The following is a 15,923-nucleotide window of genomic DNA, read 5'->3' on the forward strand; positions in this document are numbered from 1 at the left end:
TCTTTAGGTCGTGGGATGCGAGCGAATTCAGATCTTCCGCATGACCGTGACAACCTTGCCCAAGATGACGGCGTTGTTGCCGGGAATCGGCTCGAAGAGGTCGTTGTGCGGCATCAACCACACCTCCTTCTTCGTACGCTTGAACGTCTTCACGGTGGCTTCGCCGTCGATCATTGCGGCCACGATGTCACCGTTCTCGGCGACGTTCTGCTGACGGACGACAACCCAGTCGCCATCGCAGATCGCCGCATCGATCATCGACTCACCGACAACCTTGAGCATGAAGAGCGAACCTTGGCCGACGAGCTCGCGGGGGAGTGGAAACACATCCTCCACAGCTTCCTCGGCGAGGATCGGTCCGCCGGCAGCGATGCGGCCCAGGATGGGGACGAACGCCGGCTCTGGCAGCGGGTCGGCACTGTTGTACTCGCCGGAATGCTTCGACACCGACGCGATGGCGGTATCGGCCGCAACCTCGTCGAGACCCCGAACATCGACTGCACGAGGGCGATTGGGATCGCGTCGAAGGAAGCCCTTGCGCTCCAACGTTCGCAGTTGATGCGCGACCGACGACGTGGAGGTAAGCCCCACCGCATCCCCGATTTCGCGAATGCTCGGCGGATACCCGCGCTCCGTCACCGAATCGCGGATCACTTCGAGAACGCGCCGCTGACGCTCGGTGAGCGTCTCGCTCGACGGAGACGGAACTGCAGAAGCTCCTGCCTCCGCGGCTGTGCTGGAGCGATCGTCCTTCATGGCCTGTTGCCTCCGTGTCTGAAGAAGTCGTGTCTGAAGAAGTCGTGTCTGAACAAGTCGTGTTTGAAAACTGCCTGCAAAAGTGCCTGGTGCAAGTCGCGCAGAAACCTGTCGGTGCCTCCTGCCAACATTCGAGCTGTCGACAAACACGGAGGCTTTCGCAATTCCCGCTGTGTGGTCTGACACGAATCTAGCCGGATTTGCTCGCGGTTTCAAACATCTGTTCGATTCGTGTCGCTCCAAGTAGAGACATTGTCGGCCAGGCGTGGTAGAAATTCGAACATGCGTTCCATCGAACGCATGATCGAACACATCGATCGGTGTCGACCAGCGGAGGTCACGATGGGTAACGCAGCACTGAAAAGCAACAGGGTTTTCGACGACGCGATTGGTTTCGACGCGTTTGGTTTCGACGGTACGTCGGCACTGAAGTACCACCCCTCGTTCTATGGGCCCGATGCAGACGCTGTGTCCTTCGAACGGCGCGGAGCGCCCGAAATGCATGGCGTGGCCAGGGATGTCGACAACGAACCGCAGGCGGCCGTCGTTCGCCGGGTTCCGGCGGTGGGCGCGGTTTCAGGTTCGCGTTCATTGCGCGAATCTCCTCGCCGGTGGGACAGCGAGCACGATTCGTCACGCCCGTACGGAGGAAGTTTCGCGCACCGAAACAGGGTCGGTGTGTCACGGGTCGAACATGAAGTGGCCGCCGAGGATGTCAGTTGGAAGACGGTTTTCCTGGGCGCCGTATTCACCGCATTCGCAGTGTTGGCGTTGGTGGGGATCGGCGCTTTGTCGAGTGGTGACGTAGCTGCGACAAACGGCGCGACCGAAGTGGTTCGCGTTGCCGCGGGTGAATCCCTCAGTGATATTGCTGCCAAGGTTGCACCTGGCCAGGCTGACGGTTCGGTGATCGAGCAGATCATGGATCTCAATGCGATGTCGAGTTCCGGACTGTCAGTGGGACAAACGCTGATCGTGCCGGCCTCGGGGCGCTGACCTACCCCGTACCAGGCGGGGGCGTACCGAGCGTGAGAGCAGTCCGTCCACAGCGAGTAAGCTGTCCACTTGACAGTCCCACCACCTCGGGTGGTCGCGTTGAGTACGTGGATCTGCTCTGTAAATCGTCGGAGGATTTGCAGTCGGTAGCGAATCTGAGTTGCGGCCATTTCGGCGACAACGAAGGAACCCCGATGCATTGCCCGTTCTGCCGGCACCCTGATTCCCGAGTGGTCGATTCGCGCGAGGCCGACGAGGGCCAGGCGATCAGGCGGCGCCGTTCGTGCCCCGAGTGTGGCCGCCGATTCACCACGGTCGAGACGGCAGTTCTCTCGGTCGTGAAGCGCAGCGGCGTCACGGAGCCTTTCAGCCGAGAAAAGGTTGTCAAAGGTGTGCGTCGCGCATGCCAGGGCCGCCAAGTGGACAACGATTCGCTGAATTTGCTCGCCCAGCAGGTCGAAGATGCCGTTCGAGCTTCGGGTTCTGCCGAAATTCCCAGTAACGAGGTAGGGCTCGCGATCCTCGATCCGCTTCGAAATCTCGACGAAGTCGCCTACCTGCGATTCGCATCGGTGTACAAGTCCTTCAGCTCGGCTGCGGATTTCGAACGTGAGATCACCGACATGCGCGAGCATGCAGAGACCCGTGCCGCCGAGAAGGCTCCCGGCGCCGAGACCGTTTCCGTCGACTGAGGCCTTCGCCTCAGATAACGCTGAGAGCACAGAGCGGTCTTAGGTAACGCTGAGAACACAAAGCGAACAATCGAACAAATCGGGCACGTTATTCGCTTAGTGTCTACCAGGTACGTTCGTCCGCATCTCGGATCTTCACGGAGGCGTTATGAACTTAGTTGCAGTTCTCGGAGTCGTGAACAGCCTGGTAACCCTCGGGTTCGCCAACACCGTTGCCACCTTTGGCGGTTTCCTCACCAACGTCAACATTCAGACAATCTACTGATCGCGCAATTCTCGCCGAACATCAACGCTTGATCGCTTCGATAGCTTTCAGGACTCGCTTTTCGGAAATCGGTGTGGGTGTACCGAGGGACTGCGCAAACAGGCTCACGCGCAGTTCCTCGATCATCCAACTGATCGCGTCGACATCTCGAGCAGTGCGACGCTCTTCGGGAAGCGAACTCAACAACCGGTCGTACGCTGCGTACACCCGGTCGAGGACATCCATAGCCTGCTGATCTCGTTGTGCACTTGCGGGCAGAGCTTCGAGACGGAATTTTGCTGCGGCAAGATACCGCGGTAAATCGCGTAGGCGGGCCGATCCCAGTTCGGCGACAAATCCCGGAAACAGCAGTGAGGTCAACTGTTCTCGGACGTCGTCGGCTGCCTCGCCGCGCGAGCGGTCCAGCACGACGCTCAGTTGGTGTGCTTGTTCGAGGATCGGAACAATCATGCGCAGGATCGCGGAAACGCGTCCGGCCAGTTCGGAGCGTGCGATCTTCACCAGGGCATCGAACGCTTCAGGCGTGCGTACCGGTCCACCGTGAGCCGCAATCACTTCGTTGGCAGCTGCCACCCGGCAATCTTCGACGAGGGCCTCCAAGCCGCCGTCCGGATTCTGGCCGAGAGCCAGACGCTGAGTGTTCGACAAGCCGGCGGTCACTGCCTTGAGTTGGGTGGGAACGGCCGCGAGGAGAAGCGCCCGCGTACCTTCCCTCATCGCCTGCGCCTGCGCGGCCGGCGTACTCAGGACACGAACGGCAACTCCGCCGTTCTCCGGCACCAGAGCTGGGTAGCCGGTCACCTGCTGTCCGCCGATGGAGCGAGTGATGGTCTGTTCCAATGCGCCCAGCGTTTCGGATGTCCAGACGGTTGCCGCTGCCCGTTCGGTTCCGGTTGCCGCCTTGGCCACTTCCTTCTGCACGCGCGGGGCGAGCGTGCGTCGTAGCTGCGCCAGATCCTTACCCTTCGCGAGCACCTTGCCCGATTCGTCCTCGACGACAAATGTCATCCGAAGATGGTCGGGCAGCGCGGCGGGATCGAAGTCCTTGGCGTCGATCTGGATCCCGCCCAAGTGCGAGAGTTCGCGGGCCATCGCGGTCATCAACGGCTCGGATCGAGGTTTGACTGCTGCCAATGCTGCGGCGGCATAATCCGGAGCCGGAACGACAGCGCGTCGAATGTTCTTGGGCAACGTCTTGATCAGAGCGGTAACGAGATCGACGCGCATACCGGGGACCAACCAGTCGAAGCCGACCGGCTGAAGTTGCGCGAGCAGGCCGACCGGGATGTGCGCGCTGACGCCGTCGTCGTCCTTTCCCGGCTCGAATTGGTAAGTGAGTGGAAACTGCATGTCGCCTTGGCGCCAGGCGTCCGGGTACTCGCCGCCCAGTACTGCAGCTGCGTCGGAGTTGACCACCGTTTCCGGTGTGAAAGTCAGCAGACTCGGATTCTTGCGCCGCTCGGTCTTCCACCACTGGTCGAAATGCTTGGCGGATACGGCTTCCTGGCCGATACGTTCGTCGTAGAACTCGTAGAGAGTTTCGTCGTCGACGAGGATGTCGCGTCGGCGCGCGCGGTTCTCGAGTTCTTCGACGTTGTCGAGGAGTGCACGGTTTTCGTGGAAGAACTTGTGGTTCGTCTGCCATTCGCCCTGCACGAGCGCATGGCGGATGAAGAGATCGCGAGAGGCCTCGGGATCGATTCGTGAGTACGTCACTGCGCGGCCGGTTACCAGAGGAACTCCGTAGAGAGTGACCCGCTCGTATGCCATCGCCGAGCCGCGCTTGGAGGACCAGTGCGGTTCGGAATAGGTCCGTTTCACCAGGTGCGGGGCGAGCTTTTCAGCCCACTCGGGTTCGATACGCGCGGACATGCGCGCCCACAGCCTCGACGTTTCCACGAGTTCGGCGGCCATGACCCAGCGTGGTGGCTTCTTGAACAGTCCCGATCCGGGGAAGATCGCGAAGTGGCTGCCTCTGGCGCCGAGGTAGTCCCGCTTCTCGCCCTCGCGTAGCCCGATATGCGAGAGCAACCCGGCAAGGAGCGACTGATGGATCGCGTTCTCGCTTGCCGGTGTCTCTCCCACTGTCCAGCCGAGACCGCGGGTGATCTGCCGGAGTTGCCCGTGCAGATCCTGCCATTCGCGGATGCGGAGCCAGTGCAGGAACTCGTTCCGGCACATCTTGCGAAACTGGTTGGAGGACAGATCGTTACGTTGTTCGCGTAAGTAGTCCCACAGTTTCAGGTAGGCCAGGAAGTCGGAGTTCTCGACGTTGAAGCGGGCGTGCTTTTCGTCGGCGGCTTGCTGGAACTCGGCGGGCCGCTCGCGAACGTCCTGGATGGACAACGCCGCGACGATGACAAGGGTTTCGTGAAGGCAACCGTTGTTCTTGGCTTCCACCAGCATCCGTGCCATCCGCGGATCCACCGGAATCTGGGCCAGCTCGCGGCCGACCGGCGTCAGTTCGGGGTGGCTGGCCTCGGAACCTCGCGCGATGGCGCCGAGTTCCTCGAGGAGTCCGATTCCGTCCTTCACGGCGCGCTGGTCCGGCGGTTCGACGAAGGGGAATGCCGCGATGTCGCCCAGGCCGAGGGCCGTCATCTGCAAGATCACGGATGCGAGGTTGGTTCGCAGGATCTCCGGTTCGGTGAATGCCGGCCGTGACTCGAAGTCCTCCTCGGAATACAGGCGGATGCAGATTCCTTCGGCGACGCGGCCGCAACGCCCGGAACGCTGACGAGCTGACGCCTGCGAAATGGGCTCGATCGGCAACCGCTGAACCTTGGTGCGCACCGAATATCGCGAAATGCGCGCGGTTCCCGGATCGACGACGTACCGAATGCCGGGAACGGTCAGCGAGGTCTCGGCCACGTTGGTGGCAAGGACGACGCGTCGGCCGGTGTGCGGCGAGAACACTTTGTGTTGCTCGGCGGCAGACAGCCGCGCGTACAGCGGGACGATTTCGGTGTTGCGAAGACGCCGATCGCGTAAAGCATCTGCGGTGTCGCGAATCTCGCGTTCGCCGGAGAGGAAGACCAAGATGTCGCCTTCGCCCTCCGCGCTCAGCTCGTCGACCGCCTCGCAGACCGCGTCGACGGGATCGCGGTCGAAGGTGATGTCGCCGGATTCGACGGTCAGTGGCCGGTAACGCATTTCGACAGGGAATGTTCGCCCGGATACCTCGACGATCGGCGCGGGCTTACCGTCGACAGCGAAGTGCTTGGCGAAGCGCTCGGGATCGATGGTCGCCGACGTGATGATGACCTTGAGATCGGGTCGGCGGGGGAGCAGCTGAGCCAGGTAACCGAGGATGAAGTCGATGTTGAGACTGCGTTCGTGCGCTTCGTCGATGATCAGCGTGTCGTAGCGTCGGAGCATACGGTCGCGCTGAATTTCGGCGAGGAGAATGCCGTCGGTCATGAGCTTGACGTAGGTGCGGTCCGAGACCTGGTCGGTGAACCGCACGGTGTATCCGACGGCGTCGCCGAGTTCGGTGTCGAGTTCTTCGGCGATACGTTCGGCAACGGTGCGTGCTGCCAACCGGCGCGGCTGTGTGTGTCCGATCAAACCGCGGACGCCACGTCCGAGTTCGAGACAGATCTTCGGGATCTGGGTTGTCTTACCCGAGCCAGTCTCGCCGGCGACGATGACAACCTGATTCTCCGAGATCGCGGTCGCGATGTCGTCCTTGCGCTGACTGACGGGCAGAGCTTCCGGATACGAGACTGCGGGAACATTGGCGGAGCGTGCGGCCAACCGCGTGCGCGCCGTTTCGATTTCCTCGGCCAGCGCCACCAAAGCGTCTGGTGTGCGGGCACGGTCGAGTTTGCGACGGAGTCGACTCTCGTCGCGGAGTGAGACCTGCGCCAGCGCGCTCTTCAGGTCACTCCGCTTGGGGGAGAGCGGGGCCGGTGGTGTTGTAGACATGCTGATGACAGCCTATCGAACGCGTTCACAACTACCGCTCGCAGATCGTGCTGATGTGCAAATATCGACCAGTGACGACAAATACCGCAAATGAGTCATCGGTGCCTGTCTTGTCGACGCCGATCGCCGTGCGAGCCCTGAGACTGTTGTTTGCTGTGTTCGGACTTGCCGCTTTGCTGTGGATCCCGATCCGTGACGCGGCTGAGCTGTCTCTGTCGAACTATCTGAGCTACTTCACCATCGAGAGCAACATTCTTGCGGTGATCGTGTTGCTGGTCGGTGCAATTCGAGATCCACAATCGCAGGCGTGGCAGTCGATCCGAGGGGCGGTGACGCTGTACATGGTGATCACCGGGATCATCTACGCCGTGCTCCTGGCCGATATCGACGTCAATTTGAACGATGCCTGGATCAACTCGGCACTGCATCGGATTCTTCCCCTGGTCATGCTTCTCGACTGGGTGTTCTTCGCTTCGAGGCACAGGATCTCCGAAGCCCGCTCACTGCAGTGGCTGCTGTTTCCGGTGATCTACGCGGTGTACACGTTGATTCGAGGGCCGATCGTCGACTGGTATCCGTATCCGTTCATGGATCCTCGCCACCAGGGCTATCTGGCCCTGTTCATCGGATTCGTCGTACTGGGCATCGCGATGGCCCTGATGGCGTTGGCGGTCAATGCCGTCGGACGGCTGGGAGCCGGGTTACGCGGACGGAACGCTGCGAAGTCCTAGGGGATTGCCGGAGGCGAGCACCTGCTCGAGGCGGTCCACGTTCGGGTGCTTACCGGGGTTCGCCCGGGCGTCCTCGGTGTGCTCGGCGAAGATCGTCAATCCTGCCGAGGCGGCTTCGGGTGTCAGCGCGCCGTAGACCTGAGCGAGATGGTTGTACACCTTGACCGAGCCGGACTTTCCGGGCTTGTTCTCCACGGTGTCGATGACGTTTCCGTCGGCGTCGAGTACCTCGATGGCGGCCAGATGATCGATGGCGGGCAGTGCTGCAAGATTGTCGGCAAAAGTCATGGTCGACAGATTACGGGTGCGCCCGTGAAAGCCGGTGCCGGGCGAGCGCCGTCGTGCGCGGATTCCTGGTGTCGATATAGTCGCAGCACATCGTTTGCACACCAGCATCGTTTGTATTCGAAGGGGACAATGATGGCTTCGGCATTGTGGCACGGGTTCGCGGACATGGGCGCTGTGGAGAAGAACGGCGCGTTTGTCGTCTCACGCGGTGAGGGCGCGTACATCTGGGACCGCGAGGGCACTCGGTATCTGGATGCGACGGCGGGCCTGTGGTTCACCAATGTCGGGCACGGGCGCACCGAGATCGCGGACGCGGTAGCGGCTCAGTTGTCGAAGATCGCTCATTTCTCCAACTTCGGTGATTTCGTTCCCGAAACCACGCAGGTGTTGGCCGAGCGGTTGGCGGCCATCGCGCCGGTTGCCGGGAGCAAGATCTTCTTCACCTCGGGTGGTTCGGATTCGGTGGACACTGCGGCGAAGCTGGCTCGCCGGTACTGGCACGAGGTGGGGCAGCCGGAGAAGACGATCATCGTCGGACGCCAGAAGGCGTATCACGGAATGCACGTTGCCGGAACGGCTCTGGCGGGTATTCCGGTGAACCGTGAGGGGTACGGCGAGCTGATGGCGGATGCGGCGACCGTCGGCTGGGATGATGCGAAGAGCCTGCTCGAGTTGATCGAGAAGATCGGTGCGAACAAGATCGCTGCGTTCTTCGCGGAGCCGATCATCGGTGCGGGTGGGGTGTATCTTCCGCCGGAGGGGTATCTGGCCGAGGTGCGTGACATCTGCCGTGAGCACGACATTCTGTTTGTCGTCGACGAGGTCGTGACCGGTTTCGGCCGGATCGGTGGTGAGTGGTTCGCGTCCACCCGTTTCGATTTGCAGCCCGACATGATGACCACGGCAAAGGGTTTGACGTCGGGTTACGTTCCGATGGGTGCGGTGTTCATCGCGCCGCGGGTGGCGGAGCCGTTCTATGCGGGTTCGTGGTGGCGCCATGGGTACACCTACGGCGGGCATGCCGGTGCTGCTGCGGCGGCGATGGCGAACCTCGACATTCTCGAGCGTGAGAATCTGCTCGCGGAGTCGAAGCGTTTGGAGGCGTCGTTGCATACGCATCTGCAGCCGTTGGCGGAGCATCCGCGGGTGGCGGAGGTTCGTAGTGGGCTCGGTGCGGTTGCTGCGGTGCAGTTGGCTGATCCGGCGGAGGCGTTGCCGTTCGTGAAGACGCTTCGTGAGCACGGTATTTCGGGTCGCGCCGCGGGTCAGGGTGCGATGCAGATTTCGCCGACGTTCGTCATGACCGATGATCAGGTCGCGGAGATGGCAGCAGGGATCCTCGCAGCCCTCGGCTGAAGTCAGCTGCGGCGCCGAAAGAGTTTCTCGATTCGGCGCCGCACAGCGTTGGGTGCAGGTTCGAGTTCCAGAACCTCTTGTTCCGACTGCTTGGCGTAGGCCTGGGTGTACCGCTCGTGCAGTACCGAGCGAATTTCGTCCGGAGAGTAGGCCCGACGCTGGCGTTCGTCGCGCGCAACGAGAACCCCGGTGGCGGCAACGCCCATTGCACCGGCGAGGCCGACCAGTTTCCAGACGTGCGAGGCGCGCAGAGGAGTACGGAGTTTCATCCCTCTACGCTAGAGGCATGGACCGACGATTGCTTTCGCAGGTGAGTCTCGACGAGGCCGCTGCGGCGACCCGCACGGGCGACATCTGGATCTTCCGCGGAGAGTCGACGGCGGACCGGGCCATTCAGACACTGACCAACAGCCCCGTCAACCACGTCGGAATGTCGGTCGTGATCGACGACCTCCCGCCGCTGATGTGGCATGCGGAACTCGGTCACTCGCTGCAGGACATGTGGACCGGACGCTTCCAGCGTGGTGTCCAACTGCACGATCTGCGATCGGCCGTTCAGGTCTGGGGCGCCAAGTACGGGCAGCGTGGATGGTTGCGCCAGCTCGACCACGAAGTCACCCGGGAGCAGGAAGACGCTCTGCTCGAGACGATCGCGCGGCTGGACGGTACGCCTTTCCCGTCGACGGCCAAGCTTGCTTCGCGCTGGTTCGGCGGCCGAATCCCGAAGCTGCGCAAGAAGTCCGACGTATCGGCAGTAGCCGTCGAGAGCGCCTACTGCGCCGAAGTGGTTGCCAAGACCTATGAAGCGATGGGTCTGCTCGTCGGTAATCGTCGTGTCAACTGGTTCGACCCGGGCAAGTTCTGGAGTGGAGATCAGTTGCCCCTCGCGCCGGGAGTTGCGCTCGGTGACGAGATCTCGGTATCACTGAGTGCACGTGACCTCGAGGCCGGACGCAATCCCGCCGGGTACTCACAAGGTTCGTGACGGCTCGGCGACGACGCGGCCGCCGACTTCGAGCCAACCTTCCGGAGAGAAGGTCGTGTGAAGGACCGATCCGCGTCCCTGGGTGATGAGCAGTGATTTCCTCAATCGGTCCGTGATGCGCAGCGCTGCAGATCCGGTTGCCTCGTCCTCGGCGATTCCCATCACCGGTGCGAACATGCGTGCGCGGATGGCAGCTTCGAGCTTGTCCTGCCACGCCCACAGATACGAATGATCCGCCTCGTAGTCGGACGGATCTGCGTCGATGACGTCGTCGACCGTGTCCATCGGATAGATCGCGAATTCCGGTGCCCATTCGGCACGCGCGCGTACCCACGTCAAAGCGCCGGATTGGCGGACGTCGACACTGCCGGCAGGAACGTCGAGGGCGCTCACGCGACGGCCTTGTTCGCCCAACCACCACGTGGCACCGACGGTCGGGTGTCCGGCGAAGGGGAGTTCTGCTGCCGGAGTGAAGATCTGGACCCGCGCACGCGAGGCGCCGTCATCCGGAACGTCGATGAAGATGGTCTCGCTGTAGTCGAGTTCCTTTGCGACGGCTTGTCGATCCGATTCTGCAACCGTGGACGCGTCGACGATTCCCAGCGGATTCCCGTGCTTGCCGTTCTCGTCCGTGAAGACCCGGACCACACTCACCTCGATACCCATCGGTCCACCCTAGCGCGCGAAAAGCCCTCCCCACCTTCACGGTGGGGAGGGCTCGTCGAACTGCACTCAGGTCCGAGTGATCAGACCTGTGCGGCAGAGAGGATCTCGTTGGCTTCGACAGCCTGTGCGACGCCCGCGACGATGGAACCGGCGCGGATCGCTTCGAAGATGACCTCGCGGTCGACACCTTCCTGGCGGAGGGTGTTCTCGTGAGCTTCGAGGCAGTGGTTGCAGCCGTTGATCGCGGACACTGCAAGCGACCACAATTCGAAGTCGGCCTTGTCGACGCCCGGGTTGCCGATGATGTTCATCCGCAGGCCGGCACGAAGGTCGTCGTACTTACCGTCGAGGTAGCCCTTGGTGCGGTAGAAGACGTTGTTCATGCCCATGATCGACGCTGCGCCGAGAGCGGCGTTGTATGCCTCTGCCGACAGGTTGTCGGCAGCCTCGGAAGCAATCTCCTTGAGCGTGGACGCAGACTTGGTGGCTGCGGCCGTTGCGAGGAGCGTTCCCCACAACTGCTGCTCGTTCAGGACCGTCGTGCGCGCAATGGAACTCAGGTTGAGCTTGAGGTCCTTCGCGTACTCGGGAAGCGAGTTCTTGAGGTTCTCGACGCTCATACTCAGACGCTCGCAGTCAGGAGCTCGCCGGCGTTGATGGTCGGGTCGCCCTTCTTCCAGTTGCATGCGCACAGCTCGTCGCTCTGGAGAGCGTCGAGGACGCGGAGAACCTCGTCGACGTTACGGCCGACGGAACCGGCTGTGACGGAGACGAACTGGATCTCGTTGTTGGGGTCGACGATGAACGTCGCGCGGTCTGCAACGCCGTCGGCGTTGAGGACGCCGGTGGCCTCGGCAAGCTCGCGCTTGAGGTCCGAGAGCATCGGGAAGGGGAGGGTCTTGAGCTCTTCGTGCTGTGCACGCCACTGGAAGTGCACGAACTCGTTGTCGACGGAAGCGCCGAGAACCTGAGCGTCACGGTCTGCGAACTCTTCGTTGAGCTTGCCGAATGCAGCAATCTCGGTGGGGCACACGAAGGTGAAGTCCTTGGGCCAGAAGAAGACGATGCGCCACTTGCCTGCGTAGTCGTCACTGGTGACGGTGGTGAAGTAGTCATCGGGCTGCTGGGCATCGACCTTGGACAGGTCGCCGCCGATGACAGCCGTGAGGTTGTAAGCGGGGAACTGGTCGCCGATTGTGAGCAGAGCCATGTGTCTCATTCTCCTACGTGTCTCGTGAACAGGAATTTCTTGCGCACACGATCCGGCTGTTCGGACTGTGACGGCCGAACGTGCTGGATCGAGAGGGTTTGTCACCGTCAGCGGGTCGGACGGTTTCGACTGGAGTGTCGAGGTTGTGACCGGCGCTTTTTGGTATGAGTCCATTCTGCATCAAACCGTTCAAAAGGTAAAGGTGATGGGTGGCACTACACTGATAGGCATGTCTGATCAGACTTATCAACCTTCCTTGTCACAGCTGCGTGCCTTCGTGTCGGTCGCCGAGTATCGGCATTTCGGTACTGCCGCAGCGCGTTCCGGTGTGAGCCAACCCACACTGTCGCAGGCGCTGGCAGCTCTAGAGGCGGGGCTGGGAGTCAGACTGATCGAACGCAGTACCCGGCGTGTGCTCGTGACCGCGGACGGACAGCGCTTGCTCGGTCAGGCCAAGCAGATTCTCGAAGCTGCCGACGGTTTCGTCGCGAGCGCGGCCGGCTCCGGCGACTCTCTGACCGGACCGCTACGCATCGGGTTGATCCCGACCGTTGCGCCCTACATTCTTCCGGGGTTGTTGCCGGAGCTGCGCGAGAAGTTGCCGTCGTTGGCGCCGCAAATAGTCGAGGATCAAACGGCGCGCCTACTCGATGCACTGCGATCGGGAGCGCTCGACGTCGCGGTGTTGGCGCTTCCTGCCGGAACACCTGGCCTGGTGGAAGTTCCTGTGTACGAAGAGGATTTTGTGATGGTCGTGCCGAACGATCATTCCTTGGCCGGACGTGTCGATCTCACGGCGGACGTGCTCGACGCGCTGCCGTTGCTCTTGCTCGACGACGGCCACTGCCTGCGTGACCAGACGTTGGATCTGTGCCGTTCGGTAGACGCCCATCCGCTTGCCGGCGACACGCGGGCTACCTCTCTCGCGACAGTCGTGCAATGTGTGGCCGGGGGACTCGGGGTGACTTTGGTCCCGGAATCGGCTGTTGCAGTGGAGGTTCGACGCGGGGACTTGTCGACGGCGCGTTTCGCTTCGCCAGCTCCAGGTCGCACGATCGGCGTCGTGTTCCGCTCGTCGAGTGGCCGAGCAGAAGGATTCCGTCAGCTGGCCGAGCTGGTCCGTTCGGTCAGCCCGACGGTTCCTCGATGACGTAACTCGTTCGACGTCGACGTGAAAGCTAGTCGAGAGAGCCTTCTTTCACGGCAATGACCGCTCCGGGATTGAGAATTCCCAGCGGGTCGAGCGCATCCTTGACCTTGCGATTGAGGGCCATGACGTCTTCACCCAACTGTGACGGCAGCCAGTCGCGCTTGAGTCGACCCACCCCGTGTTCGCCGGTGATCGTGCCGCCGAGCGCGATGGCGAGATCCATCACCCGTCCGAATGCGATCTGTGCGCGTTCGGACATGTCCGGGTCTGCGGGGTCGAAGACGATGAGCGGGTGGGTGTTTCCGTCTCCGGCGTGCGCCACCGTGCAGATCAGGACGTCGAGGTCGTCTGCGATGGCTTCGACCCCGGTTACCAGCTGGGGGAGTGCGCGCATGGGAACGCCCACGTCTTCGAGAAGCAGACTTCCCATCGCGAGCACGGCCGGGAACACCGCTCGCCGTGCCGCCGCAAAAGCGTCACCTTCGGCCTGGTCATCGGTGGCGAATACTTCGGTGGCTCCGTTGTTTTCGCACGCCTGAACAATCGTCTCGATTTCCAGCACGCCTGCCGCGCCGGGTGCGTCGGACTGCGCGAGCAGTAGTGCGTGAGCCTTGCGGTTCAGACCCATGCGTACCGAATCCTCGACAGCATTGATACTGGCGTGATCCATGAACTCGAGCATCGCCGGACGCATGTTGCTGGTGATCGTCAAGACCGCGTCGGCAGCTTCTTGTACCGAGTCGAACGACGCGACGACGGTTGATGCGGGCGGCTGCGCGGGAATCAAACGCAACGTGATTTCCGTGATGATGCCGAGAGTGCCCTCGCTGCCCACGAACAGTTTGGTGAGTGAGAGTCCGGCGACGTCCTTGAGAAGGGGACCTCCGAGGCTGACAGCTGTACCGTCCGCCAGCACGACCCGGAGTCCGAGAACGTAGTCGGTGGTAACTCCGTACTTGACGCAGCAGAGTCCGCCGGCGTTGGTGGCTGCATTGCCGCCGATGGAACAGATCTCGAAGGACGACGGGTCAGGTGGGTACCAGAGTCCGTGCTCTGCGGCGGCTTTCTTGACCTCCGCATTCATCAAGCCGGGCTGAGTAACCGCCACACGGGCGACCGGGTCGATCGTGATCTGTCGCATTTGCTCGGTGCTGACCACGATGCAACCGTCGACGGCGCTGGATCCACCGGAAAGGCCCGAGCCGGCACCTCTGGGAACCACCGGAACGCGGTGGGCGGTTGCCCATCGCATCACGGTTTGGATGTCTTCGGTGCACGTAGCGCGAACCACGGCAGCGGGGTGGCCGGCGGTCGGATCGGCGGCCCAGTCCTGGCGGTAGCCCGCGGTCACATCCGGATCCAGCAGGACGGCTCCCTCGGGGAGTGCCGCTACCAATTCGTCGAGGGCTGAAGAACTCGCGGGAGTCATACTCTCATCATGCTCGACGGAGTTCGACGATGCGCCAATTCGCGAGACCACAGCCCGAGTCTGTCGCGCCTGATCAGTTCAGCGTTGTCCGGCAGCGATCCTCCGAGTTGCCAGTTGAAGCCCTAGCGGCCCTTCTGCTTTCCGGAGAACCGGCCACCCGAACTCTTGGTCCCACCGGACTTCCCGCTGCCTGATTTGCCGCCCGCCTTGGCCTTACCGGAACCGGCGTTGCGTCCGGATATGTTCTTCGCGGTGCCGGCGCCCTTAGCTTTCTGCCCGTTCTTGGCAGCTTCTGCGCGACGCTCGCGGGCCGCGATCTTGGCCTTGACGGAGCCCTTGATCTTCTCGGCCGGCTCGCCGTTCCGTCCGCGGGAACTCTGTGCCGTTCGGCCCCGCACGATGCCGATCAGTTCCTCGACCAGATCTGTGGTCTTGGACTCCATCCATGCCAAAGCCACAGGAGCCTCGGGCGCACCGTCCACCGGACGGAAGGTCAGGTCCTTGCGATGGTGGAACCGCGCCAGCGAATGGGGAACCACGACAACTCCGACGCCGGCGGCCACCAACTCGATGGCGTCGGCGATGGTCGCGGGTCGCTCGGCGGCGGTCTTTCCGGGACGGGTCGGCCAGTCGAGTCTGTCGTCGAGAGGATCGAGCACTATCTCGTCGGCCAGATCGTCGACGGAAATCTGATCGACAGTAGTGAATACGTGATCTTTCGGTACCACCACCACCGGGGTTTCCGCGTACAGCGAGATGGCGCTGATGCCGGTCCGGTCGATCGGCAGTCGAACCAACCCTGCATCTGCTTCACCGGCGCGAAGTGCAGCTTCGAGTTCGAGAACCGGGAACTGAACAAGTTCCAGACGCACCTCGGGGAGCCGCTCGTGCCACACCCGGACCCACTTGGTGGGCGTCACCCCCGGGGCGTACGCGAGTCGAAAAATTGCCTGACTATCCGCGTCTGTCACCAGGCAAGGCTACCGCCTTGGTAAAAGCACCCGTATCGGCTGGTTACTCTTGTTGCATGACGTCGAACAAAACTCCCCAGACGATGAAGCCGACGACGGCTGCCAAGAAGCTGGGTGTGTACCTGGAAGCAACACCTGCGCAGTTCCAGGAAGACGACGTGACTCGTGACGAGCTGACCGCTCTGCAGACCGATCCGCCGGAGTGGCTGCTGGAGCTGCGACGCACCGGACCGCACCCTCGCCCGGTCATCGCCGCCAAGCTGGGCGTATCGATCGCCGGGCTGGCCCGCGGCGGCGTCGAAGAAGCACTCACCACGGATCAGATCGCCGCACTCCTCGAAGAGAAGCCCGAATGGCTCGAAAAGGAACGCGCTGTTCAGGCCGAGGTGCGGGCCGAGAACGTTCGCATCAAGGAAAAGCGCGCTGCTCGCCGCAACCAGCCGCGGAAGGCTCGAAGGGGCTGACGCCCCCTGTGCGCCTTTTTGGTAGCGATGACTACCA

Annotated in this window: 16 protein-coding genes; 7 read left to right on the plus strand and 9 right to left on the minus strand. The window is 62.3% G+C overall.

Annotated features, from left to right (window positions below; translation table 11 throughout):
* Positions 1–27: 27 nt before the first annotated feature.
* On the minus strand, positions 28–756 hold the full coding sequence (gene lexA, locus RHP72_RS13340; RefSeq protein ID WP_007735195.1) for a transcriptional repressor LexA: 729 nt from the start codon (positions 754–756) through the stop codon (positions 28–30).
* A gap of 282 nt (positions 757–1,038) precedes the next feature.
* Between lexA and RHP72_RS13345 the strand changes: the two genes are divergently transcribed.
* Together RHP72_RS13345 and nrdR are read left to right on the plus strand one after the other, a co-directional pair.
* The gene (locus tag RHP72_RS13345) at positions 1,039–1,752 is read left to right on the plus strand and encodes a LysM peptidoglycan-binding domain-containing protein (RefSeq protein ID WP_311094765.1); all 714 of its coding nucleotides are present in this window, start codon (positions 1,039–1,041) and stop codon (positions 1,750–1,752) included.
* A 194-nt stretch (positions 1,753–1,946) separates the two neighbouring features.
* Positions 1,947–2,444, plus strand: a complete 498-nt coding sequence (gene nrdR / locus RHP72_RS13350; RefSeq protein ID WP_030535543.1) for a transcriptional regulator NrdR — start codon at positions 1,947–1,949, stop codon at positions 2,442–2,444.
* A 286-nt stretch (positions 2,445–2,730) separates the two neighbouring features.
* On the opposite strand, the gene hrpA is transcribed toward nrdR, so the two are convergent.
* The gene (gene hrpA, locus RHP72_RS13355; protein ID WP_050655801.1) at positions 2,731–6,636 is read right to left on the minus strand and encodes an ATP-dependent RNA helicase HrpA; all 3,906 of its coding nucleotides are present in this window, start codon (positions 6,634–6,636) and stop codon (positions 2,731–2,733) included.
* Positions 6,637–6,737: 101 nt separating this feature from the next.
* On the opposite strand from hrpA, the gene RHP72_RS13360 reads away from it, so the two are divergent.
* Positions 6,738–7,367 (plus strand): Pr6Pr family membrane protein, encoded by a 630-nt coding sequence (locus tag RHP72_RS13360; RefSeq protein WP_003942129.1) that lies wholly within the window; start codon positions 6,738–6,740, stop codon positions 7,365–7,367.
* On the opposite strand, the gene RHP72_RS13365 is transcribed toward RHP72_RS13360, so the two are convergent.
* Positions 7,338–7,655 (minus strand): DUF2322 family protein, encoded by a 318-nt coding sequence (locus tag RHP72_RS13365; protein WP_003942194.1) that lies wholly within the window; start codon positions 7,653–7,655, stop codon positions 7,338–7,340. The two genes, RHP72_RS13360 and RHP72_RS13365, sit on opposite strands and share 30 nt — an antisense overlap.
* A gap of 132 nt (positions 7,656–7,787) precedes the next feature.
* Between RHP72_RS13365 and RHP72_RS13370 the strand changes: the two genes are divergently transcribed.
* Positions 7,788–9,011, plus strand: a complete 1,224-nt coding sequence (locus RHP72_RS13370; RefSeq protein WP_058039339.1) for an aspartate aminotransferase family protein — start codon at positions 7,788–7,790, stop codon at positions 9,009–9,011.
* 2 nt (positions 9,012–9,013) lie between these two features.
* Here RHP72_RS13370 and RHP72_RS13375 read toward each other — a convergent pair whose 3' ends face one another.
* Complete coding sequence (locus tag RHP72_RS13375; RefSeq protein WP_063316512.1) at positions 9,014–9,280, minus strand: hypothetical protein; 267 nt, start codon at positions 9,278–9,280, stop codon at positions 9,014–9,016.
* A gap of 17 nt (positions 9,281–9,297) precedes the next feature.
* On the opposite strand from RHP72_RS13375, the gene RHP72_RS13380 reads away from it, so the two are divergent.
* A complete protein-coding gene (locus RHP72_RS13380; protein WP_003942163.1) occupies positions 9,298–9,996 on the plus strand; it encodes a hypothetical protein in 699 nt (232 codons plus the stop codon).
* On the opposite strand, the gene RHP72_RS13385 is transcribed toward RHP72_RS13380, so the two are convergent.
* The 3 genes from RHP72_RS13385 to RHP72_RS13395 form a co-directional block, all read right to left on the minus strand.
* Entirely contained in the window at positions 9,982–10,662 is a 681-nt protein-coding gene (locus RHP72_RS13385) for a PhzF family phenazine biosynthesis protein (protein ID WP_003942237.1), read from the minus strand. The two genes, RHP72_RS13380 and RHP72_RS13385, sit on opposite strands and share 15 nt — an antisense overlap.
* Positions 10,663–10,742: 80 nt before the next feature.
* Complete coding sequence (locus tag RHP72_RS13390; protein ID WP_003942122.1) at positions 10,743–11,282, minus strand: carboxymuconolactone decarboxylase family protein; 540 nt, start codon at positions 11,280–11,282, stop codon at positions 10,743–10,745.
* Positions 11,283–11,284: 2 nt separating this feature from the next.
* Complete coding sequence (locus RHP72_RS13395) at positions 11,285–11,872, minus strand: peroxiredoxin (RefSeq protein WP_003942119.1); 588 nt, start codon at positions 11,870–11,872, stop codon at positions 11,285–11,287.
* A gap of 229 nt (positions 11,873–12,101) precedes the next feature.
* Here RHP72_RS13395 and RHP72_RS13400 point away from each other — a divergent pair, with 229 nt between their 5' ends.
* Complete coding sequence (locus RHP72_RS13400; RefSeq protein WP_030536897.1) at positions 12,102–13,022, plus strand: hydrogen peroxide-inducible genes activator; 921 nt, start codon at positions 12,102–12,104, stop codon at positions 13,020–13,022.
* Positions 13,023–13,050: 28 nt separating this feature from the next.
* Here the strand turns inward: RHP72_RS13400 and RHP72_RS13405 are convergent, their stop codons facing one another.
* Positions 13,051–14,451, minus strand: a complete 1,401-nt coding sequence (locus tag RHP72_RS13405; protein ID WP_311094766.1) for an FAD-linked oxidase C-terminal domain-containing protein — start codon at positions 14,449–14,451, stop codon at positions 13,051–13,053.
* Positions 14,452–14,573: 122 nt separating this feature from the next.
* The gene (locus tag RHP72_RS13410; RefSeq protein WP_003942255.1) at positions 14,574–15,422 is read right to left on the minus strand and encodes a LysR substrate-binding domain-containing protein; all 849 of its coding nucleotides are present in this window, start codon (positions 15,420–15,422) and stop codon (positions 14,574–14,576) included.
* Positions 15,423–15,478: 56 nt separating this feature from the next.
* Here RHP72_RS13410 and RHP72_RS13415 point away from each other — a divergent pair, with 56 nt between their 5' ends.
* Positions 15,479–15,886, plus strand: coding sequence for a DUF5997 family protein (locus RHP72_RS13415; protein WP_311094767.1), 408 nt, complete (start codon positions 15,479–15,481; stop codon positions 15,884–15,886).
* The last annotated feature ends 37 nt before the right edge of the window (positions 15,887–15,923 follow it).

The sequence above is a fragment of the Rhodococcus sp. SG20037 genome (assembly GCF_031763325.1).
Taxonomy (GTDB): Bacteria; Actinomycetota; Actinomycetes; order Mycobacteriales; family Mycobacteriaceae; genus Rhodococcus_F; species Rhodococcus_F qingshengii.

Coding starts and splice junctions, on each gene's coding strand:
- lexA (WP_007735195.1), bottom strand. CDS start 756: ATGAAGGACGATCGCTCCAGCACAGCCGCGGAGGCAGGAGCTTCTGCA.
- RHP72_RS13345 (WP_311094765.1), top strand. CDS start 1,039: ATGCGTTCCATCGAACGCATGATCGAACACATCGATCGGTGTCGACCA.
- nrdR (WP_030535543.1), top strand. CDS start 1,947: ATGCATTGCCCGTTCTGCCGGCACCCTGATTCCCGAGTGGTCGATTCG.
- hrpA (WP_050655801.1), bottom strand. CDS start 6,636: ATGTCTACAACACCACCGGCCCCGCTCTCCCCCAAGCGGAGTGACCTG.
- RHP72_RS13365 (WP_003942194.1), bottom strand. CDS start 7,655: ATGACTTTTGCCGACAATCTTGCAGCACTGCCCGCCATCGATCATCTG.
- RHP72_RS13370 (WP_058039339.1), top strand. CDS start 7,788: ATGGCTTCGGCATTGTGGCACGGGTTCGCGGACATGGGCGCTGTGGAG.
- RHP72_RS13375 (WP_063316512.1), bottom strand. CDS start 9,280: ATGAAACTCCGTACTCCTCTGCGCGCCTCGCACGTCTGGAAACTGGTC.
- RHP72_RS13380 (WP_003942163.1), top strand. CDS start 9,298: ATGGACCGACGATTGCTTTCGCAGGTGAGTCTCGACGAGGCCGCTGCG.
- RHP72_RS13385 (WP_003942237.1), bottom strand. CDS start 10,662: ATGGGTATCGAGGTGAGTGTGGTCCGGGTCTTCACGGACGAGAACGGC.
- RHP72_RS13390 (WP_003942122.1), bottom strand. CDS start 11,282: ATGAGCGTCGAGAACCTCAAGAACTCGCTTCCCGAGTACGCGAAGGAC.
- RHP72_RS13395 (WP_003942119.1), bottom strand. CDS start 11,872: ATGGCTCTGCTCACAATCGGCGACCAGTTCCCCGCTTACAACCTCACG.
- RHP72_RS13400 (WP_030536897.1), top strand. CDS start 12,102: ATGTCTGATCAGACTTATCAACCTTCCTTGTCACAGCTGCGTGCCTTC.
- RHP72_RS13405 (WP_311094766.1), bottom strand. CDS start 14,451: ATGACTCCCGCGAGTTCTTCAGCCCTCGACGAATTGGTAGCGGCACTC.
- RHP72_RS13415 (WP_311094767.1), top strand. CDS start 15,479: ATGACGTCGAACAAAACTCCCCAGACGATGAAGCCGACGACGGCTGCC.